Here is a 21,641-nt window from a genome sequence, read left to right as displayed (position 1 = left end):
ATGTCTAAGTTTAGAAAGAAGAAAAAAGGAATGCCAGCAGTAAATACAGCGGCATTACCAGACATTGTATTTATGTTATTATTTTTCTTTATGGTAACTACTACCATGAGAGAAACAGATTTAAAATTAGAAGCTCCTAGGTTACCTTCTGCAACAGAAGTTAAAAAGTTAGAGCACAAAAGCTTAGTTACTACTATTTATGTAAGTAAAGCTAAAGACTCTAAATATGGTGTAGGGTATAATAAAATTCAATTAAATGATAAAATAGCATCTGCAGATGATGTACCTGCTTTTATTATGAACTCTAGAGAAAAAGTTTCTGAAGCTGAAATACCTTTTATGACAACTTCTATTAAAGCTGATAAAGAATCTAATGTAGGTACAATTACAGATATTAGATTAAAGTTAAGAGATGTGAATGCACTTAAAATTAGTTATTCTGCTTCTAAAGGAGGTGGTAATTAATTTTATATACAGTATTTAAAAAAGGGATAATTCTTAGAATTATCCCTTTTTTTTGCTTTTAATTTTAATTATAACATATTTTTGAAATATTGTATCTTTATACTACGTTACACTTATTATGAAAATCAAAGCTGCTTTTTTATGTTTACTATTCACAGTAGTCAATTCTTTTGCTCAAAAAGACACTTTGCAATTGGGAGATAGATACGCAGAAGATCAATTATATATTTCTATATCATATAGCCAACTAAATGAGCAACCTTCACTTATAAGCAAAAGTAATTTCTCTTATGCATTATCTGCTGGGTTCCTTAAAGATATCATTCTAAACAAACAAGGTAGCGTTTCTTTTGCTGCTGGTGTTGGTTTTGGTTACGATTATTTTAATCACAAACTAAAAGTTGATGAAGTAAATACATCTACAATCTTTAGTAGCGATAATACGATTAATAATAATATATTTAAAACTTACAATTTAGAATTTCCTTTAGAGTTTAGATGGAGAACTTCTAATGCAAAAAAATATAATTTTTGGAGAGTTTACACAGGGGTAAAGTTTATATATAATCTACAGAATACTTTTTCGTATACGGATGCCAATCAACAAAATTTTAAGTATAAGAATTTAAATGCCTATAATAATTTGCAATATGGCTTAACGTTTTCTGCAGGTTATGATGAGTTTAATGTGCACCTTTTTTATGGTTTATCACCAATTTTTAAAGATGCAACTATCAACACAGAAGCTATAAATACCAAGATTTTAAAATTTGGTCTTATTTATTATTTGCTATAGAAATAAGTAAACACTAATTGGTGCTATAAAACCAGTAAAGAAACCTAAATAAACTTCTGTTGTTGTGTGAGCGTTTAAATACAATCTTGCATTACCCAATAATCCTGCAAATAAAAAACCTATTACAATTATTGGTACGTAATTAATAGGATAAACCTCTCCTAAAATTAAGAAGAAACTGGTAGCTATGCCAATAGACATTAAATGTATACTTGTTTTTAAATTAAAACCAAAAAGAAAATAGATTAGAATTAAACCAAAACTAGAAGCGTAAAAAAGTATCCCTAAATCTCTTATTTGAGAAATATTAACAATGGTATTTCCTAAGAGATAGAATAATATAATCATTATTGCTATGGGTAATTTTCTTTCTCTTATACTTTTTGTTTTAAAACTTTTTACTAGTTTTATTTTTTTAAAAATAATTAGAATTAGCAAGGGTATTAAATAAGTAGTTATAAAAACCAAACTTAAAATAGCTAGTTTTTGTTGGCTTTCTAAATTATTTGGTGTTAAAAAAAAGTATAGAAATACACCAATAGTTGGTATGACTATTGGGTGTAAAACTACAGATATTGTTTTGTAGAATTTTTCCACTAGATTTCTTTTCTTAGCCTAGCAACAGGCAAGTCTAATTGTTCTCTATATTTAGCAACAGTTCTTCTAGCAATTGGGTATCCTTTTTCTTTTAAAATACCCGCTAGTTTTTCGTCTGTTAAAGGTTTCTTTTTATTTTCTTCTGCGATTACAGTTTCTAATATTTTTTTAATTTCTCTAGTAGATACATCTTCACCTTGATCATTTTTCATAGATTCAGAAAAGAACTCTTTAATTAACTTTGTTCCATATGGTGTAGCTACATATTTACTATTGGCTACTCTAGAAACTGTAGAAATATCCATATTAATCTTATCTGCAATATCTTTTAAAATCATTGGTTTTAACTTGCGCTCATCACCTGTTAAAAAATAATCATACTGGTAGTGCATAATTGTGTTCATAGTTACTAAAAGGGTTTGCTGACGTTGTTTTATAGCATCTATAAACCACTTTGCTGCATCTAATTTTTGTTTGATGAAAAATACTGCATCTTTTTGAGATTTGGTTTTTATATTAGATTCTTTATACCCCTTTAACATGTTGTTATATTCACTAGAAACATGCAATTCTGGTGCGTTTCTAGAGTTCAAGGTTAAATCTAATTCGCCATCTATAATTTTAACAGAAAAATCGGGTACAATTTGTTCTGCTATTTTATTATTTCCAGCGTAAGAACTACCAGGTTTTGGATTTAATTTAGAAATTTCTACATTTACCTCTTTTAATTCCTCTTTAGATATATGAAATTTTTCTTGTAATTTATTGTAATGTTTTTTTACAAAATGATCAAAAGCAGTTTCTAAAATATCTATCGCTAAACTTCTAATTTTAGTTTTATCTTTTGCTTTTAATTGTATAGTTAAACACTCTTTTAAATCTCTAGCACCAACCCCTAAAGGGTCTAAATTGTGTACAGCTTTTTTTAAAACCGAGATTACTTTTTCTTCCGTTGTAAACACATTTGCAGTAAAAGCCAAATCGTCTACAAGGTCTATAATTTCTCTTCTAATGTAGCCACTATCATCTATACTGCCTACTAAAAACTCTGCAATAGCAAATTCTTCTTCATTTAAACGAAAGGTATTTAATTGGTTTTTTAAAGATTGATGAAAACTAGTACCAGCTGCATAGGGTATGTTTTTTTCTTCATCATCAGCAGAATAATTATTGGCTTGTGTTTTGTAGTTAGGTATTTCATCATCACTTAAATACTCATCTATATTAATGTCTTCAGCCTCAATTTTTTCTGTTCCAGTTTCATCAAATTCATTTGATAAATCTTCGTCAAAAGAATCGCTTTGATCTTTACCAATATCTAAAGCCGGGTTTTCTTCTATCTCTTGTTTTAAACGCTCTTCGAAAGCTTGTGTAGGCAATTGAATTAGCTTCATCAACTGTATTTGTTGTGGAGATAATTTTTGAAGTAACTTGTATTGTAAGCTTTGTTTTAGCATATATACAAATATAACAAATAGGTTAAAATAAAATCGTCATTCTTTTAGGGGAATGACGATTGAATAAAAATTCAACTATTTTTTAAAATTCTGCATTTTGAGGTGTTCTTGGGAAAGGAATCACATCTCTAATGTTGCCCATTCCTGTAGTAAACTGCACTAACCTTTCAAAACCTAAACCAAAGCCAGAATGAACCGCTGTACCAAACTTACGTAAGTCTAAATACCACCAAAGTTCTTTTTCGTCAATATTCATGGTTTTCATTTTTTCTAATAATACATCATAACGTTCTTCACGTTGTGCACCACCAACCATTTCTCCAATGCCAGGAAACAAAACATCCATAGCTCTAACTGTTTTACCATCATCATTTAAACGCATGTAAAATGCTTTGATATTTGCTGGGTAATCAAATAAAATTACTGGACATTTAAAGTGTTTTTCTACCAAATAACGTTCGTGTTCAGATTGTAAATCTACACCCCATTCGTTTACAGGAAACTGAAATTTTTTCTTTTTATTAGGTTTAGAGTTTCTTAAAATATCAAAAGCTTCTGTGTAAGAAACACGTTTAAAGTTATTTTCTGTTACAAATTTTAGCTTTTCTAACAAGCTCATTTCACTTCTTTGCGCTTGTGGTTTTGTTTTTTCTTCTTGATTAAATCGTTGGTCTAAAAATTCTAAATCGTCTTTACAGTTTTCTAACACATAGCTTAAAACTTCTTTAATAAAATCTTCTGCCAAATCCATATTACCATCTAAATCCATAAAAGCAACTTCTGGTTCTATCATCCAAAATTCTGCTAAATGTCTTGTGGTATTTGAGTTTTCTGCTCTAAAAGTTGGGCCAAATGTGTATACTTTACCCAAAGCCATTGCATAAGTTTCTGCTTCTAATTGACCAGAAACTGTTAAGTTGGTTTCTTTACCAAAAAAATCTTTAGCATAATCAATTTTTCCATCTTCTGTAACAGGTGCTTTGTTGTCTTCAAAAGAAGTTACTCTAAACATTTCTCCTGCTCCTTCTGCATCTGAACCAGTAACAATAGGTGTGTTTACATAATTAAATCCATTATCTTGAAAATACTTATGCACCGCAAAAGATAGTTTGGAACGGACTCTCATAACAGCACTAAACGTATTGGTTCTAACACGTAAATGTGCGTTCTCTCTTAAAAATTCAAAACTATGTTTTTTGGGTTGTATAGGGTATTCATCTGGATTAGAATCTCCTAAAATTGCTATTTCTGAAACTTGAATTTCTACAGATTGTCCTTTTCCTTGGCTTTCTGCTAAAGTTCCTTTTATAGAAATTGCAGCTCCTGTTGTAATTCTTTTTAAAGTTTCTTCTGGTGTGTTTTCAAAATCGATAACACATTGTATATTTTTAATGGTAGAACCGTCATTTAAAGCAATAAAACGATTGCTTCTAAAAGTTCTAACCCAACCTTTTAAGGCTACTTCTTGTAAAATTGTTCCTGATTTTAAGATTTCATCAACGTTGCTTTTCATCATCATTAGTGTAAATATTATATTTTAAAATAGGCTTTTGTTAAAAGAGTAAAGATACTTTATTGTTAGGGATTAAACAATCTAACAAAATGCTATATCCTCTTAAAAATTAAATTGTTTTATCCTCATTTGGAGGAAAAATCTTCATTTTAGGTTCTTTAAATACTTTTTTATTAGCTATTTTCTTTTCGAAAGTCAATAGAAGAGATGGTAGCAATAATAAGTTAGAAACCATGGCTAATAAAAGGGTTACAGAAACCAAACCACCTAAAGCAATAGTGCCACCAAAACTAGAGAGTGTAAATACTAAAAATCCGAAAAATAACACGATAGAAGTATAAAACATACTTACACCAGTTTCTCTTAAAGCGGCGTAAACAGATGGCTTTATATTCCAATTATTTGCCATTAATTCTTGTCTATATTTTGCTAAAAAGTGAATGGTATCATCTACAGAAATACCAAATGCAATGCTAAAAACTAAAATGGTAGATGGTTTTATAGGGATGCTTAAAAAGCCCATTAAACCAGCTGTAATTAGTAAAGGAAGCATGTTTGGGATTAAGGATATAAAAATCATTTGTGGCGACCTAAACATCCACGCCATAAAAATGGCGATTAACAAAATAGCCAATGACAATGAAATTACTAAATTTTTAATTAAATAATTAGTACCTTTTATAAAAACCAAAGCTTTACCTGTTAAAGAAACTTCATATCTATCAGCAGGAAATTCTTTGGTTATAACAGCTTTTAATCGTTCTTGAATTATCTGCATTTTGTCTGTACCAATATCTTTCATAAACGTAGTAATTCTGGCATATCTACCAGTAGAATCTACAAATGTTTTTAACATACTGGCATCGCTATTAGAGTTTTTGGTATACGAAAAAATGTAGCTTTGCTCTTGATTGGTTGGTAGTTGATAATATTTTGGATTTCCTTTATAATAGGCTTGTTTAGAGTATTTTACGATATTGGTTACAGAAATTGGTTTCGATAATTCTGGAAAAGTTTCAATAGCTTCATTTAATTTTTCCATCTTTTTTAAAGTGGAAAGTTTCATGACACCTTTTTCCTTTTTAGTATCAATTAAAATTTCTAAAGGCATAATACCACCAAACTCTTTTTCAAAGAATTTTATGTCTTTATAAAAAGGAAGACTTTTAGGCATGTCTTCTATTAAACTACCAGAAACTCTAATCATATAGACCCCAATAATACCTAAAATAATTACGGTTACAGTGGCAAAATAAATGGTAATTCTTTTATTTTTTACCGTTTTTTCCATCCAATCTACCACATTTTCTATCCACCTTTTTTCTAAGTGATTTAAATGTTTCTTCTTTGGAAGAGGCATAAAACTATAAATAATAGGAATTATTAATAGTGCCAGAATAAAAATACTGATAATGTTTACAGAGGCTAAAATTCCAAATTCTCGTAATAAATTACTTTTTACAAAAACAAAAGTTGCAAAACCAGAGGCTGTAGTAATATTGGTCATTAAAGTAGCATTCCCAATTTTGGCAATTACCCTTTGTAAAGATTTAGCTTGGTTACCGTGTTTTTTTATTTCTTGTTGATATTTATTAATGAGAAATACAGCATTTGGCACCCCAATTACAATAATTAAAGGAGGTATTAAAGCAGATAAAACAGTAATTTCATACCTAAATAAACCAATAAAACCAAATGCCCAAACAACCCCAATAATTACCACTAAAAGTGTAATAAAGGTAGCTCTGTATGAACGGAAAAAGAAAAAGAAAATTACGGCTGTAATTAATAATGCACCTCCTACAAATAGTACAATTTCATCTTGTATGTTTTGTGCGTTTAGCGTTCGTATGTAAGGCATACCAGAAACACGAACGTTTACATTGTTTTCTTTTTCAAACTTTTCTATTCTTGGAATTAATACATCAAATATAAAATCTCTACGTTTTGGTGTATTTATAATTTCTTTTTTTATATAAATAGCTGTCTGTAAGGTTCCTGTTTCTTTGTTATAAAGTAGGTTATCGTAAAAAGGAAGTTTTTCAAAAAGCTGTTTTTTTATAGCATTTACTTCTGCTGATGTTGTTGGTTCTTTCTCGTAAAGTGGTTCTAAAATAAACGTTCTTTTTTTTCTATCTGCTTTTAATTTTTGTACATCTGATATTGAAATGGTAAAATCTATTTCATCTCTATCATCAAATTGTTCTGTTAATTTATTCCAAGCATTAAATTTTTGTGGTGTAAAAACAGTTGAATCTTTAATACCGAGTATTACAAGATTTCCTTCTTCACCAAAGATGTCTAAAAATTTGTTGTAGTCTATATTTGCTTCGTGGTCTTCTGGTAAGAGGTTGGCTTCTGTATATGAAAATTTCATATATTTCATTTGCGAAGCAAGTAAGCTAGTTATTATTGCAATAAAAAGTAGTACCAAATAACGGTTTCGCAATATAATACCAGCAGCTTTTGTCCAGAAATTCATAGAGAAAATTTTATACAAAGGTAACCAAATTACATAGTTCTTAAAATAAAAAAAAGGGCGTTTTAAAAACGCCCTTTTTTTATTTTTCAGTTTTAAACTGTCATTATTTCTTCTTCTTTTATAGCTAGTTTTTCATCTATTTGTTTTACAAAACTATCTGTTAATTTTTGTATGTCATCTTCTGCAATTTTTTTCATATCGTCAGAGATGTCTACTTTTTTAATTTCGTTATTAGCTTCTTTTCTAGCATTTCTAACACCTACTTTTGCGTCTTCTGCTTCTGCTTTGGCTTGTTTAGCTAACCCTTTTCTTCTTTCTTCTGTTAACGGTGGTACATTAATCATAATAATATCACCATTGTTCATTGGGTTAAAACCTAAGTTTGCTATCTGTATTGCTTTTTCAATTTCTTGCAACATGCTTTTTTCCCAAGGTTGTATGCTTAGTGTTCTTGCATCTGGTGTATTTACATTGGCAACTTGTCCTAATGGGGTTTGAGCCCCATAGTAATCTACCATAACTGTACTTAGCATTGCAGGTGTTGCTCTACCTGCTCTAATAGAAACCAACTCTTTTTCTAAATGGGCAATTGCTTTGTTCATTGCCTCTTTAGCCGTGTCTAATATAAATTCTATTTCTTCGTTCATCTTCTTGTAAGTTTTAGTTTTTAATTATTGATTATCAACAACAGTACCAATTTTTTCTCCTGAAACTAATTTTAGTAAATTTCCGTTAGTATTCATATCAAATACAATAATAGGTAATTTATTTTCTTCACTCAAAGTAAATGCAGTCATATCCATTACTTTTAAACCTTTTGTAATTACATCTTTAAAGGTAATTGTTTCAAATTTTATAGCATTTTTATCTTTTTCAGGATCTGTATTATAAATTCCATCAACACGTGTTCCTTTTAAAATGGCATCTGCATCAATTTCAATAGCTCTTAAAACGGCTGCTGTGTCTGTGGTAAAGTATGGGTTTCCTGTGCCTGCACCAAAAATTACTACACGTCCTTTTTCTAAATGACGTATTGCTTTTCTTTTTATATAAGGTTCTGCTACTTCTTTAATTTCTAGTGCGGTTTGTAAACGTGTATAAACCCCTTCTTCTTCTAGAGCACTTTGAAGTGCCAAACCATTTATACAGGTTGCTAACATACCCATGTGATCTCCTTGTACACGATCCATACCATTTGCAGCACCAGCCACACCTCTAAAAATGTTTCCACCACCAATAACTATGGCTACTTCAACTCCTTTTGCTACTACTTGTTTTATTTCTTTTGCATATTCTGAGAGTCTTTTAGGGTCTATTCCATATTGTCTTTCTCCCATTAAAGCTTCTCCACTAAGTTTTAAAAGAATTCTTTTGTATTGCATAGTTTATTTTAAATGTTGCGCAAAATTACGTTTTTTTTTTGATTTTCTTTTTTGTTAAAAAATAAAAAACCTTGCATTTCTAAAATAGAATGCAAGGTTTAAAATTTATAGATTCCTGTTTTTACAGGAGTAACAGTTTTGTCTTATCCTAAAGTTACTCTTTTAAAAGAAGATACTTCAACATCACCATATGTTTTTACATATTCAGCAACATTTTTCTTTTCATCTTTAATAAAAGTTTGGTCTAAAAGACACTGCTCCATATCTAAAGTTGTATTATCAGAAATAAATCTTTCCATTTTACCTGGTAAAATTCTATCCCAGATTTTTTCCGGTTTGCCTTCTGCAGCTAATTCTGCTTTTGCATCTGCTTCTGCTTTTGTTAAAACTTCATCAGTAATTTGAGACATAGAGATGTATTGAGGAACATTTTTTAATGTTTTACCCAATCTACCTAACTCAATATTATCTTTTTCAATCACAGCAATTCTTGCTTCGGTTTCTGCAGCAACATAAGCAGGATCAAAATCTTTGTAAGATAGAGTTGTAGCTCCCATAGATGCAACTTGCATTGCAACGTCTTTTGCTAAAGTTTCAGCATTATCTACCACTGCAGATAATCCTACTAAAGCAGCAATTTTACCAATGTGTGTGTAAGCACCAACATAAGCAGCTTTTACTTTTTCAAAAGCAGTGATGTCTAACTTTTCTCCAATAACACCAGTTTGTTCCACTAATTTATCGGCAACTGTCATTCCATTAAAATCTGCAGCTAAGAAATCTTCTTTGCTATCATAGTTTAAGGCAATGTCTGCAAATTCGCCAGCTAATGCTACAAATTTTTCGTTTTTACCAACAAAATCAGTTTCACAAGCTAATACAATTGCTACACCTTCTGTTTTATCGTCGTTAATTTTAGTTACTGCAACACCTTCTGTAGATTCTCTATCAGCTCTTTTTGCAGCAATTTTTTGACCTTTTTTACGTAAAATATTTATTGCTTCGTCAAAATTACCTTCTGCTTCTACTAATGCCTTTTTACAGTCCATCATACCAGCTCCAGTTGCTTCTCTTAATTTTTTAACGTCAGCAGCACTTACTTTTACCATGTCACTTCCTTTTTTTATGAAACGATTGTTTCTAAATTGATATTAATTATTTTTTTTCTTCTGTTGCAGTTTCAGTAACTTCTGCTTTAGCAGCTTCCTTTTTTGGAGCTTCTTTAGCTTCTTTTACTTTTTCTTTGTCTGCTTTTCTATCAGATAAACCTTCTGCAATTGCTTCTGTAACAAAACCTAATACTTTGTCTATCGATTTAGACGCGTCATCGTTTGCTGGAATTACGTAGTCTACTTGTCTTGGATCAGAGTTTGTATCTACCATTGCAAAAATTGGGATATTTAATTTTTGAGCTTCTGCTACAGCAATGTGCTCTTTTTTAATATCTATTACAAATAATGCACCAGGTAAACGAGTCATATCAGAAATAGAACCTAAATTCTTTTCTAATTTTTCTCTTTGTCTGTTAATTTGTAATTTTTCTCTTTTAGACAAAGCGTCAAAAGAACCATCTGTTTTCATTCTATCAATAGAAGCCATTTTTTTCACAGCTTTTCTAATAGTAACAAAGTTAGTTAGCATTCCACCAGGCCATCTTTCTGTAATGTAAGGCATGTTTACTGCTTTTGCTTTGTCTGCAACAATGTCTTTAGCTTGCTTTTTTGTAGCTACAAATAAAATTTTTCTACCAGAATTAGCAATTTTCTTTAATGCTTCTGATGTTTCTTCTATTTTAGCTGCAGTTTTATACAAATCGATGATGTGTACACCATTACGTTCTGTATAAATGTAAGGTGCCATATTTGGATTCCACTTTCTTGTTAAGTGACCAAAGTGTACACCATTGTCTAATAAATCTTGAATGTTTACGTTTGCCATTTTTAAATGTGTTTACTTTCTGTTTTCGAAATCAATATACAAGTAGCTTTTTGTTAAGGTCTTGTATATTTAGATACTAAACTGTTTAATATTAATGTATTGTAATAATAACAGTTCTCAATTGTAATGTATACTGAAACAAGTTCAGTGTATATATTAACGTTTCGAGAATTGGAATTTTTTACGTGCTTTTTTCTGACCGAATTTTTTACGTTCTACCATTCTTGGATCACGAGTTAATAAGCCTTCTGGTTTTAATACTGCTCTGTGCTCTTCGTTAATAGAAACTAAAGCTCTTGTAATTGCCAAACGAATTGCTTCTGCTTGACCAGTTACACCACCGCCAAAAACATTTACTTTTACATCATAAGATGTTAAGTTTTCTGTTAACATTAATGGTTGTTGTACTTTGTATTGTAAAGTTCCTGTTGGAAAATAATCTTTAAAATCTTTCTTATTAACAGTAATGTTTCCTTTACCTTCCGAAAGATAAATACGAGCTACTGCTGTTTTTCTTCTACCGATTTTGTGTACTGTATCCATTATTTATAATCGTTAAGGTTAATAGCTTTAGGTTCTTGACCTGCTTGTTTGTGCTCTGTACCTGCATATACATACAAGTTTCTAAATAAAGCGCTACCTAAAGTGTTTTTTGGTAACATTCCTTTTACTGCTTTTTCGATTAATCTTGTAGGATCTTTCTCAAACATTTCTGTTGCAGTTAACGATCTTTGCCCTCCTGGATACCCTGTGTGACGAATGTAAGATTTGTCTCTCCATTTGTTACCAGTTAAAACAATTTTTTCTGCGTTGATAATAACCACGTTGTCTCCACAATCTACGTGAGGAGTATAATTTGGCTTGTATTTACCTCTAATTAGCTTTGCTATTTTAGAAGCTAGACGACCCAACGTTTGCCCGTCCGCATCAACTAAAACCCACTCCTTGTTTACGGTAGCGCTGTTAGCTGATACTGTTTTGTAACTTAATGTGTTCATAATTACACTATTAGTTTTTGTTCAATTAATAATTTCATTTTCCTTAAAAAAGGAGTGCAAATGTACTATTATTTATTTTATTGACAAATAGACTTTTAGAAATATTTTTATAAAAATACTAGCTTTTCTTTTTTGGTAAATAATTAACATATTGTTAAGAGAATAGAAAGTTAATTTTGCACTTCTATATACAGATGCCTATAATCTCTTTTTTCAACGATTAAAACAACCCAAAAAAAATCAATGAAAACTTTTACTTTACTAACTTTTTATACCCTATTCATCGTTTTTTCTGTTTATGTACAAGAGGAAACTTTATCTAAAATTCCAAAAAGGATTTATACCACTAAAAGATTGGTTAAACAACCAATAATAGATGGTAAAATTAATGAAGATGCTAGATTTTTCATTTACACAATTACAAACTAATTTAGTTGTAAGATGGGAATATATACCAGGTTCTGAATTGTTTTTAGTTTGGGCAAGAGGCTCTTCTGGCTTACAAAACGTAAACGATTCTTTAACAGAAAGTATTAGTAGACAAGTTTTTGATGCACCAGCACAAGATACCTTTTTAATAAAAGCTACCTACAGATTTGTAAGATAATTTTAAGCAAAAGTAGCACGTTGCAAACGATCGTTTATAGAAGTTCCTAAGCCATTTTCTGGAAAACGTTCTGCTATTATTACATCTAAATGATAGGTGTCTAATAAGTGTAAAGAATTATACAAATTAGAGGCTGCTTCTTGCATAACGCCTTTTTCAGATAAAATAATTTCGGTTACACTATCATTGTTAATAGAATCTTTAAAAACCAATACACCAATTTTTTTATTCGGATGTTTTTTAAGTTCACTCAAAACATCATTTACCAAAAAAGTTTTGGTTTTTGGAGCATAATGTCTGGCTAACATTCCAGGAGCTTCAGGGTTTTGTTCCTTTTTATTTTTGATAGCTATTTTGCCAACTACTGCTTCTATATCTTCTAGAGGTAAAGCACCTAACCTATAAATAATAGGTTCCTCATTTTCGAAACCAATAATGGTAGATTCAATTCCGTTTTTACAGGCACCGCCATCTAAAACCATTTGAATGTCATTTTTAAAATAATTTTCTACATGACTTGGTTTTGTAGGGCTAATACTACCAAAAGGATTTGCACTTGGTGCAGCTAAAGGAAAAGATAACTGTCGTAAAAGTGATAAAGTTACAGGATGATTTGGTACACGAACAGCAACAGTATCTTTGCCAGCTGTAATTAAATCAGGTATTTTACGGTTCTTCTTTAAAACCAAAGTCATAGAACCAGGCCAAAAAGCATCTGCTAATAATTTTGCTTTTTTAGGAATGTGTGTAACCACATTTTCTAAAAATTCTACAGAAGGAATATGTACAATTAACGGATTAAAAAAAGGCCTTTTTTTAGTTGAAAAAATGCTATTGATGGCTTTTTCGCTAAAAATATTTCCTGCTAAACCATACACAGTTTCTGTGGGTATTGCTACCAACTGCTCGTTAGTTAATAATTGAACAGCTTTTTGTATGTCTTTAGAAATAATGCTCATAACTTTGATGCGAAATTACAATTATTTTAAATAAATGGAATAGTTTTTGGTTAATTGCATTAAAAATATGAACTCATGAAAAATATTACTATTACTATTATTCTTTTTTGCACTTTACAAAATTTTGTTTCTCAAGAAAAATTAGGAAAACCTTTTATTACAGGAGATTTTAATTTTACTCTGGGAATTAACGAAAACTATACTCTTTTTGATACAGATGATGGAGAAGGACTCTTAGAACCAGCTGCACTTTTTTTTAGAATAGGCTTTGGGTACGAGTTTAAAAAAAGAGTTGCCATAAGTTTTAATGCTGGCTATGATTTTCATTTTAATTATGCTGTAGATGCTTTTCCTACTTATGGTGGTTTAAGGTTTAATATTGTAGAAAAAGATGATGATGCTTTTTTTACAGAAGTTAGATATGGAAAAATGTGGACACCTTCTTCAGGTTATCCAGATGGTAATTATTATGGTTTAGGTTTAGGTTTTCAAATTGCAGGAGAAAAACGATGGAATACCATTGTTAGAATCGATTTTCATAGAAAAGGGATTGCAGGTTTTGAAAATAATCGATTAGATAGCGTTTCTTTTGGCTTAGGATTTTCGTTTTTTTAGAAATTTTTGCTAACCTTTAATTTTGTGAGTATTTTCAGATTTCTTATTAAACTCTTATGTATTTTGAGTGAGCTACAAGTATGGGTGTTTTATACGTATCCTCGATAGTAAATAATTTTTACCTAAAACACTGCTGTATTTTTTCAAATAGCAACTCTTTCTTTATCGGTTTAGAAATATAATCATCACAACCGGCTTTAAATGCTTTTTCTTTATAGCTTCCAAAGGCATGTGCTGTTTGTATTATTATTTTTACCTCTGTATTAAATTGTCTTATTCTTTTTATCACTTTTATACCATTGAGGCCAGGTAGTTTAATATCCATTAATATGAGATCGAAATTTGAGTTATTCTTGCAAACTTCAACAGCTTCTAATCCATTTTTGACTGTTTGTATTGTTTTAGCACTGCCTTCTAATATTTTTAACAGAATCAATGAACTGATATTGTCATCTTCAACAACTAATATGTTTAATTTCTTTATTATCAAGTTAAAGGTTAAAACCCTGCAATTTTATTGCAGTTACTTTAGTTTCTATAAATGTTTTAGTTTTGTAGAATGCCAAACTATCGTAGGAATTCACATTCGATAATCAATTTGAGTTGCCATATTGTATGGTCAACAAAATACCGATATGCTGTTTTGCGAGGCGATGTTCAAAATCGATGTCGCGATTTACTAATCCAAATATGTAATTCTGAAAATGTTCATATATTAAAAGGAGTTGTAAGCAAGGATCATGTCCATATGCATGTTGAGTTTCCTCCATCTTTGAGTATAAGTGTTTTGGTAAAGAAGCTGAAAGGTCGCTCATCAATAATGTTACAGCAGGAATTTCCCAATTTAAATAAGCAGTATTGGGGTAGGCATTTTTGAGCTGTTGGTTATGGAGCTTGGAGTACTGGTAAGATAACTGATGAAATGGTTCAGGAATATCTTGAACATCATAAGGATAAGCCCAATTCAGAAAAAGGCAACTAGATATTAGAGTAATGTTATGAAAGAATTTCATTCTTTTGTTTAAAACTATGGATTTCAAATCCATAGTGGTTTATTTTTGATTTCTTAAAAAAAACATAATTGTACAGGATAGTATGTAGTATTTTAATAAATAATTTGCAGTAAATTTAATAAAATATATTATAAATTATGGATTTAAAAATTAAACTAAAAATACCACCTAATTTAAAGGGTGTATTTTTTATCGCTATTGTAAGTTTCTTTTCAATAGCTATGGTAAATGCGCAAACAATTACAGGAACAGTTTCAGCAGAAGGAGTTCCACTACCTGGTGCTTCTGTTTCGGTTAAAGGAACATCAAAGGGTTCAACTACAGATTTTGACGGAAAATATTCAATTAATGTAAGCTCAGGAGCAACACTAGTTTTTTCTTATGTAGGTTATGCTGCTAAAGAAGTTCTTGTAGGTAATCAAAAAATAATAAATATTAGTTTAGAGCCTGATAATCAATTGGATGAAATTGTTGTTATAGGGTATGGTACTCAACGAAAATCAGATTTAACAGGATCAGTTTCTACTATTAAAGCAGAAAGTATAACTCAAACACCTGTTGCGCGTGTAGATCAAGCGCTTCAAGGTAGAGCTTCTGGGGTGCAAGTAACACAAGTAAGTGGTGCTCCAGGTGCAGGTACAGTTATTAGGGTTCGTGGAGGTAATTCTATTACTGGTAGCAATGAACCTTTATGGGTCATAGACGGTATTGTGGTTGGAACCAACTTTAACTTGAATAATATTAACAGCAATGATATTAAATCTATTGAGGTTTTAAAAGATGCATCTTCTATTGCAATTTATGGTTCTAGAGGGGCAAACGGTGTTGTATTAGTAACTACAAAAAGTGGGAAAAGTACTGGTAGTGGAAAACCCCAAATTACCTTAAACTTATACAACAGTATTCAATTTTTACCTGAATTACCAGACAGATTAAGTCAAGCAGAACAAATTGCGTTTACAAATGAAAGTGCTGCTTTTAGATCTGCTGCAATTCCATTTCCTAACGATCCTTCTACCTATCCTGATAATGATTGGGTTGATTTAGTATTAGGACCTGCATTAATTTATAATGCTGATATTTCTGTTTCTGGAGCATCAGAAAATGTTAATTATTACAACTCTTTTAATTATTTTAATCAAGAAGGTATTGTAAAGAGCTCTGGTTTAGAAAAATATATTTTTAGATCAAATTTAGATATTAAAATATCTGATAAAGTAAAAGCTGGATTTAGAATAAACTATTCTAGATTAGAACAAGATAATGCTTTGGCTAGCTACAGTCAAGCAGCATTTGGTATTCTTAGAACGCAACCAGCTTATAATGCTGATGGGTCATTTAATGGACGTGATGAGGTTGTAGGGGCTCCTTTTGGTAATCCTTTAGCAGCCATAGCATTAAATACTAATGAAACTTTTACGAATAACTTATTAGCAACTGCTTTCTTAGAGTATAAACCAGCAGAAAACTGGATAATTCGTTCAACATTTAGTCCAGAATTTAACAATACTAAGCAAAATAGATTTACATCTAGTCAACTACCAGGTTTTCTTGCAGATAATGTGCCTGATGGAGGTTCTGCTAGTGTAAGGTCTGTGGCCACCACTGGTTGGAATAATGAAAATACAATTCAGTATAATACAGAAATAAATGATGATCATAGTATTACAGCGCTTGTGGGAGCTTCTTTTCAAAAGGCCTCTACAGAAATTGTACTAGCAGAAGCTGCTGGGATAACTAGTGACGTTACAGGGTTTAATAACCTAGGTTTCTCTAACCCTACAAGATCTGTGGTAAGTAGTTCATTCTCTGGTTTTCAAATTGCTTCATTTTTTGGAAGATTAAACTACACTTACAAAGACAAGTACTTGTTTACTTTAGTAGGAAGAACTGATGGTAGTTCCCGTTTTTCTCCAGGGAACAAATATGAATTTTACCCTTCTGTAGCAGCAGCTTGGAAGATTTCTGAAGAAGAATTTATGGAAAACCAAGATGTTGTTAAAGATTTAAAGTTACGAGCGAGTTGGGGTAGATCAGGAAATCAAGCAATAGGACCTTATAGAACATTTGGTCTTTTAACAGAAGCAAATACTACCCTTAATGGTGTAGAGGTTCCTGGTGTAACATTAGGTAGACCTTCAAATCCAAATTTAAAATGGGAAACTACAAACTCATTTGACATTGCATTAGAAGCATCTTTATTTGAAGGTAGAATTTTTACAGAATTTAACTATTACTATAAGAAAACTGATGATTTATTATTAGATGTTACTATACCAAGACAGACTGGTTTTTCAAGTCAATTGCAAAATGTAGGGTCTCTTCAAAATAAAGGTTGGGAACTTTTAGTGAATACTAAAAATGTTAGAACAGATAATTTTAATTGGAATTCTACTGTAACATTGTCTTCAAATAAAAATGAAATTTTAGATCTTGGAGGTGTAGACTTTATTGATGTTGTTGTAGATCCAATTATTGGATCTGGTAATACTCGTTTAATTGTAGGAGAATCAGTTCCAGTATATACTGGAGTTAACTACTTAGGAACATGGAAAAATCAAGCAGAAATTGATGCATCTGGATTAACAGCTCAAGTAGTTGGAGGGTCAAGATTTGAAGATCGTAATGGAGATAAAATTATTTCAACTGAAGATAATGTAGTTTTAGGAAGTCCTTTTCCAGATTTAATTTTTGGATTTGAAAACTCATTTTCATATAAGAACTGGGATTTTTCATTTTACTTTCAGGGTACTTTAGGAAATGAAGTATTTAACTTAAATATGCGTAATAATTATTTTAATCGTGGTGAATCTGTGAAATTTGGTGATTTACGTGATCGTTGGACAGTAAGCAATCCTTCATCAGATATCCCAAGAGCAGGTGCAGATTCTGTAACAAATACACCACCAAACTCACAATATGTAGAAGATGGATCTCATTTACGTCTTAAAACAGTAAGATTAGCTTACAATTTCCCAGTTGATGAAATGGACTTTTTAAAAGGAGTAAAAAATGCAACTTTTTATATGTCAGGTTCTAACTTATTGTTATTCTCAAAAACTAGATTAATTGATCCAGAAGCAAGTAATTTTGGTAGAACAGGACTAGGAAACATAGCACAAGGTTATTTAAGTGCTCAATACCCAAATCCAAGAGTTGTAACATTTGGATTAAATATAACTTTTTAAAAAACATAGATATGAAAACAAATAAAATATTCTTATATATCTTCATCGTTTTCACAAGTATAAGTTGTGAAAGCTTTTTAGAAGAAGATCCTAAGTCATTAATATCTCCTGACACCTTTTTTGCCTCAGAAAACGATGCAAGACAAGCTGTCCAAGGGATGTATGCTATATTAAAAAACAACTCCATTTATGGGCAAGTAGGTTTAGATCATTTTTACGATAATGGAGCTGATATTATTGAACCAAATCGTGCTGCAAATTTTGTGCAACCTATTGGGAATTACACTTTAAATGAGGCTTTAGCAGATGTGTCTGTACAAAAAATGAGTGTCTCTGATACTTGGAAAGATCTTTACAGAACGATTTTAAATGCAAATGTAATTATAGATAGAGTTACAGGTAATGAAAATATAGGTGTACAAGCAGTGAGAACAGAGATTATTGCAGAAACTAGATTTATCAGAGGATTATGTTATTGGCATATAACAAACCTTTGGGGAGCTGCACCTTATTATACAGAAGTTCTTACTCTGGAAGAGATTAGTAAATTGGGTAGAACTGATGAAGCTACTATAATTGCTGGAACGTTAGAAGATTTACAGTTTGCGCAAGATAATTTAGAAGACACTTATACAGGTAATGAAAGTGGTAGAGCTTCAAAATGGGCTGCAGCTATAATAATGGCAAAAATTTATATGAAGCAAAAACAGTGGCAATTAGGTTTAACGAAGTGTGAAGAAATAATAAATCAATCACCTCATACTTTATTGGCTAATTATAATGATGTTTTTGACCCTTTTAATGAGTACAATGCAGAAATTATCTGGTCTTTAGATTTTGCTAAAGATATAGAAGGAATATTTGATCCAGCTTTCCCAGGACGATCTTTTGCAGGAAATAATAGTTGGAGACCAAGTATGTTTAACCCTCGTTTAAGAGATGAACCTAAAAACTCTGATGAGAGAGATGCTTTAGGAGCAGCTTTAGCAGCAAGAGGTGAAGCTTTTAATGGAACTGGTTTGCAAGTAGCGTCAAAAGATTTTGCAGCGAAGTTTCCTTTAAACGATAAGAGAAGAGAATTAAATATTGTAGATAATTATTTAGGCTTTGATTTGGTTTTTCCATATATGGCTAAATTTTGGAACTTAGAATTAGATCGTTCACCTCGTTTTAATCACTCAGATAATAGAATGGTTTTCCGTTTAGGGGATGTGTATTTAATGGCTGCAGAATGTGAAAATGAATTAAATGGGCCAACTGCAAAAGCTTTAAATTATATGCATGCTATTAGGAAGAGAGCTTATGATGATCAAGCTGATTGGGATATTACTGGTGTAAATCAACAAGAGTTTAGAGAAGCGATGTATGATGAACGTAAATGGGAATTAGCTGCTGAATGTCATAGAAGATACGATTTGATTAGATGGGGAATTCTGTTAGATGTGGTACAAAATTTAGAATACCGTTTCTGGCAGCCAAATGTAAATATTAAACCTTATCACGTTAAATTACCTATCCCTTTACAAGAATTAGAATTAAACCCAGCGTTATTGGAGTCAGATCCAACAAATAATGGATACAGATAGAATTAGTTTGAATTGATTTATTTGGATTAAAACCGAAAGAAATTTTTCTTTCGGTTTTTTTATTCAATCTAATATAGGATAAGTTTAGTCGGTTTTTAATGTTAACTATTAAGCAATACAAATTAGAGTAAGAATTAACAATTAAGGAATTTAATTGGAATTAGACAAATTAAGTGATATCCCTAATTGCATAAGGTATGCAAAACTAGTATCATTAAGTAGAATTCATGATATAATAAAAGAGGATTTAAGAATGATTGTTATCTTTAGATAAATTTGTGTGATAGGGTTTGGAAAAAATAACATCGATAAACAATATAAATTTAGACCTCTAAGTTCTATCTACATCCCACTTTTTTGGTCTGTTTTTCATCCTAATTAAGAACGTCAAATACTTTGTGATTAGGTGTTTAAAACATACTGGTAACTTTTATAGTAAATTAACTGAAAATAAAATAAGTTGATATTACCACTATACAAATTACTACACCTACAACTTTTACATGTTTCCAAGGAGTTACATCTACTTGCCTAGTATATTCTTGAACATAATCTGTTTTTCTTGGTTTTATTTTTGTTATCACTAACATTAAAATTATAGTTAATACAAATGCCGCAAATTGAAAATGCAGAAAATGTGGTAAATCCATTTCGAAACCTTTCGATAAAATAATGTAGGTTACATAAAATACAAATGCAAATATAATACCTGCTTTTGCAGCAATAGCAGGAACTCTTTTTGTTAAAACTCCAACAATTATAACTGTTAAAATAGGTACACTATAAGCACCATTTACAGTTTGTAAATATCCAAAAAGACCATCTGAAGCATAGTATAAAAAGGGCGCTACAAACATAGAAAATATCGCTAAAAAAATACCAAAACTTTTACCAACTGTAACTACTTTTTTCTCTTTTGCTTCTTTATTAATGTATTGCTTGTAAATATCTACACCAAATAAAGTAACACAACTATTTAAAGCAGAATTAAATGAACTTAAGATGGCACCAAACATGACTGCTGCAAAAAAACCAATTAAATATGTAGGCAAAACTTCTGCAACCAATCTAGGGTAAGCAATATCGTTGTTTGTTAAAACTTCTCCTCCCCATTTATGGTATGCAATAATACCAGGAAGTACCACTATTATTGGTCCTAATATTTTAATAAAAGCAGCCAATGTTAACCCTTTTTGACCTTCTGCTAAATTTTTAGCACCTAATGCTCGTTGAATAATTTGTTGATTGGTACCCCAATAAAATAACTGAACTAACATCATGCCTGTAAAAATAGTTGCAAAAGGTATTGATGAATCTGCGCTACCAATCGCATTTAATTTCTCAGGATATTGACTGGTTAGTTTAGAAATACCACCAAAAAAAGTATTGTCGTCACTAATTGAAATTAATCCGAAAAAAGGAATTAATAAGCCTCCAATTAATAATCCAACTGCATTAATAGTATCTGATACTGCTACTGCTTTTAAACCACCAAAAATGGCATAAATAGAACCGATAACACCTATGCTAATTACACAAATCCAAATAGATTGCCATTCTGTTACCCCTAATAACTCTGGTAAATTAAACATACCACTAATACCTAATGAACCAGAATAAAGAACTATAGGTAATAAAACTATTGCATATCCAGAGAGAAATAAACCAGAAGTCATAGCTTTTGTTGTAGTATCAAAACGACGTTCTAAATACGTAGGAATTGTTGAAATACCACCTCTTAAATATCTTGGTAATAAATAAATAGCGGTAATTACCATAGCAATTGCAGCTAAGGTTTCCCAAGCCATAACCAAAATACCATCTGCATAGGCACTACCATTAAGTCCAACTATTTGCTCTGTAGAAAGATTCGTTAATAATAAAGACCCTGCAATTACTGTTGCAGTTAAACTACGACCTCCTAAAAAATACCCATCAGATGTACTTTCATCTGTTTTTCTGGTTGATAAATAGGCGATAATTGCCACAAGTAAAGTAAAGCCAACAAATGAAAAAATTCCTAGCATAGTGTGTTTTGGTTTTTA

General features: G+C 30.9%; 19 protein-coding genes and 1 pseudogene. 7 read left to right on the top strand and 13 right to left on the bottom strand.

Annotated features, from left to right (window positions below):
- On the top strand, positions 1-465 hold the full coding sequence (locus Q0662_RS00380; protein ID WP_298945914.1) for a biopolymer transporter ExbD: 465 nt from the start codon (positions 1-3) through the stop codon (positions 463-465).
- 118 nt (positions 466-583) lie between these two features.
- Positions 584-1,261 carry a porin family protein gene (locus Q0662_RS00375; protein ID WP_298945912.1) on the top strand — a complete coding sequence of 226 codons (678 nt, stop codon included), beginning with the start codon at positions 584-586 and terminating at the stop codon, positions 1,259-1,261.
- On the opposite strand, the gene Q0662_RS00370 is transcribed toward Q0662_RS00375, so the two are convergent.
- From Q0662_RS00370 to rplM, 10 genes are all read right to left on the bottom strand, one after another.
- Positions 1,256-1,858: a hypothetical protein gene (locus Q0662_RS00370; RefSeq protein WP_298945910.1), complete on the bottom strand. Its 603-nt coding sequence runs from the start codon at positions 1,856-1,858 to the stop codon at positions 1,256-1,258. The two genes, Q0662_RS00375 and Q0662_RS00370, sit on opposite strands and share 6 nt — an antisense overlap.
- Positions 1,858-3,315: an RNA polymerase factor sigma-54 gene (rpoN, locus tag Q0662_RS00365; RefSeq protein WP_298945908.1), complete on the bottom strand. Its 1,458-nt coding sequence runs from the start codon at positions 3,313-3,315 to the stop codon at positions 1,858-1,860. The genes Q0662_RS00370 and rpoN overlap by 1 nt, the downstream gene beginning before the upstream one ends.
- Positions 3,316-3,397: 82 nt before the next feature.
- Positions 3,398-4,831, bottom strand: a complete 1,434-nt coding sequence (gene asnS, locus Q0662_RS00360) for an asparagine--tRNA ligase (RefSeq protein WP_298946343.1) — start codon at positions 4,829-4,831, stop codon at positions 3,398-3,400.
- Positions 4,832-4,937: 106 nt separating this feature from the next.
- Positions 4,938-7,310 carry an efflux RND transporter permease subunit gene (locus Q0662_RS00355; protein WP_298945905.1) on the bottom strand — a complete coding sequence of 791 codons (2,373 nt, stop codon included), beginning with the start codon at positions 7,308-7,310 and terminating at the stop codon, positions 4,938-4,940.
- Between the two features lie 92 nt (positions 7,311-7,402).
- Positions 7,403-7,957 (bottom strand): ribosome recycling factor, encoded by a 555-nt coding sequence (gene frr / locus Q0662_RS00350; protein ID WP_298945902.1) that lies wholly within the window; start codon positions 7,955-7,957, stop codon positions 7,403-7,405.
- 24 nt (positions 7,958-7,981) lie between these two features.
- A complete protein-coding gene (gene pyrH / locus Q0662_RS00345) occupies positions 7,982-8,692 on the bottom strand; it encodes a UMP kinase (protein WP_298945900.1) in 711 nt (236 codons plus the stop codon).
- A gap of 143 nt (positions 8,693-8,835) precedes the next feature.
- Positions 8,836-9,801, bottom strand: a complete 966-nt coding sequence (gene tsf, locus Q0662_RS00340; RefSeq protein WP_298945898.1) for a translation elongation factor Ts — start codon at positions 9,799-9,801, stop codon at positions 8,836-8,838.
- A 46-nt stretch (positions 9,802-9,847) separates the two neighbouring features.
- Positions 9,848-10,630, bottom strand: a complete 783-nt coding sequence (rpsB, locus tag Q0662_RS00335) for a 30S ribosomal protein S2 (protein ID WP_298945896.1) — start codon at positions 10,628-10,630, stop codon at positions 9,848-9,850.
- Between the two features lie 156 nt (positions 10,631-10,786).
- Positions 10,787-11,173, bottom strand: coding sequence for a 30S ribosomal protein S9 (rpsI, locus tag Q0662_RS00330; protein ID WP_298945895.1), 387 nt, complete (start codon positions 11,171-11,173; stop codon positions 10,787-10,789).
- Complete coding sequence (rplM, locus tag Q0662_RS00325; protein WP_298945892.1) at positions 11,173-11,628, bottom strand: 50S ribosomal protein L13; 456 nt, start codon at positions 11,626-11,628, stop codon at positions 11,173-11,175. The genes rpsI and rplM overlap by 1 nt, the downstream gene beginning before the upstream one ends.
- Before the next feature lie 394 nt (positions 11,629-12,022).
- Between rplM and Q0662_RS00320 the strand changes: the two genes are divergently transcribed.
- Entirely contained in the window at positions 12,023-12,235 is a 213-nt protein-coding gene (locus Q0662_RS00320; protein ID WP_298945890.1) for a hypothetical protein, read from the top strand.
- 2 nt (positions 12,236-12,237) lie between these two features.
- On the opposite strand, the gene Q0662_RS00315 is transcribed toward Q0662_RS00320, so the two are convergent.
- The gene (locus tag Q0662_RS00315; protein WP_298945888.1) at positions 12,238-13,194 is read right to left on the bottom strand and encodes an L-threonylcarbamoyladenylate synthase; all 957 of its coding nucleotides are present in this window, start codon (positions 13,192-13,194) and stop codon (positions 12,238-12,240) included.
- Positions 13,195-13,269: 75 nt separating this feature from the next.
- Between Q0662_RS00315 and Q0662_RS00310 the strand changes: the two genes are divergently transcribed.
- Positions 13,270-13,809, top strand: coding sequence for a hypothetical protein (locus Q0662_RS00310; protein WP_298945886.1), 540 nt, complete (start codon positions 13,270-13,272; stop codon positions 13,807-13,809).
- Positions 13,810-13,927: 118 nt separating this feature from the next.
- On the opposite strand, the gene Q0662_RS00305 is transcribed toward Q0662_RS00310, so the two are convergent.
- The gene (locus tag Q0662_RS00305; protein WP_298945884.1) at positions 13,928-14,299 is read right to left on the bottom strand and encodes a response regulator; all 372 of its coding nucleotides are present in this window, start codon (positions 14,297-14,299) and stop codon (positions 13,928-13,930) included.
- A 69-nt stretch (positions 14,300-14,368) separates the two neighbouring features.
- Between Q0662_RS00305 and tnpA the strand changes: the two are divergent.
- From tnpA to Q0662_RS00290, 3 genes and pseudogenes are all read left to right on the top strand, one after another.
- Positions 14,369-14,791 (top strand): annotated as a pseudogene (tnpA, locus tag Q0662_RS00300) (IS200/IS605 family transposase).
- Between the two features lie 168 nt (positions 14,792-14,959).
- Positions 14,960-18,010, top strand: coding sequence for a TonB-dependent receptor (locus Q0662_RS00295; RefSeq protein WP_298945883.1), 3,051 nt, complete (start codon positions 14,960-14,962; stop codon positions 18,008-18,010).
- An 11-nt stretch (positions 18,011-18,021) separates the two neighbouring features.
- Positions 18,022-19,596, top strand: coding sequence for a RagB/SusD family nutrient uptake outer membrane protein (locus Q0662_RS00290; protein ID WP_298945881.1), 1,575 nt, complete (start codon positions 18,022-18,024; stop codon positions 19,594-19,596).
- Between the two features lie 440 nt (positions 19,597-20,036).
- On the opposite strand, the gene Q0662_RS00285 is transcribed toward Q0662_RS00290, so the two are convergent.
- A complete protein-coding gene (locus Q0662_RS00285; protein ID WP_298945879.1) occupies positions 20,037-21,623 on the bottom strand; it encodes a solute:sodium symporter family transporter in 1,587 nt (528 codons plus the stop codon).
- Between the last annotated feature and the right edge of the window lie 18 nt (positions 21,624-21,641).

It is taken from the genome of uncultured Polaribacter sp., from assembly GCF_947503855.1.
In the GTDB taxonomy this organism is placed as follows: Bacteria; Bacteroidota; Bacteroidia; order Flavobacteriales; family Flavobacteriaceae; genus Polaribacter.
The sequence above is the reverse complement of the archived record's forward strand: the minus strand, read 5'-3'. Positions and strand labels throughout refer to the sequence as shown.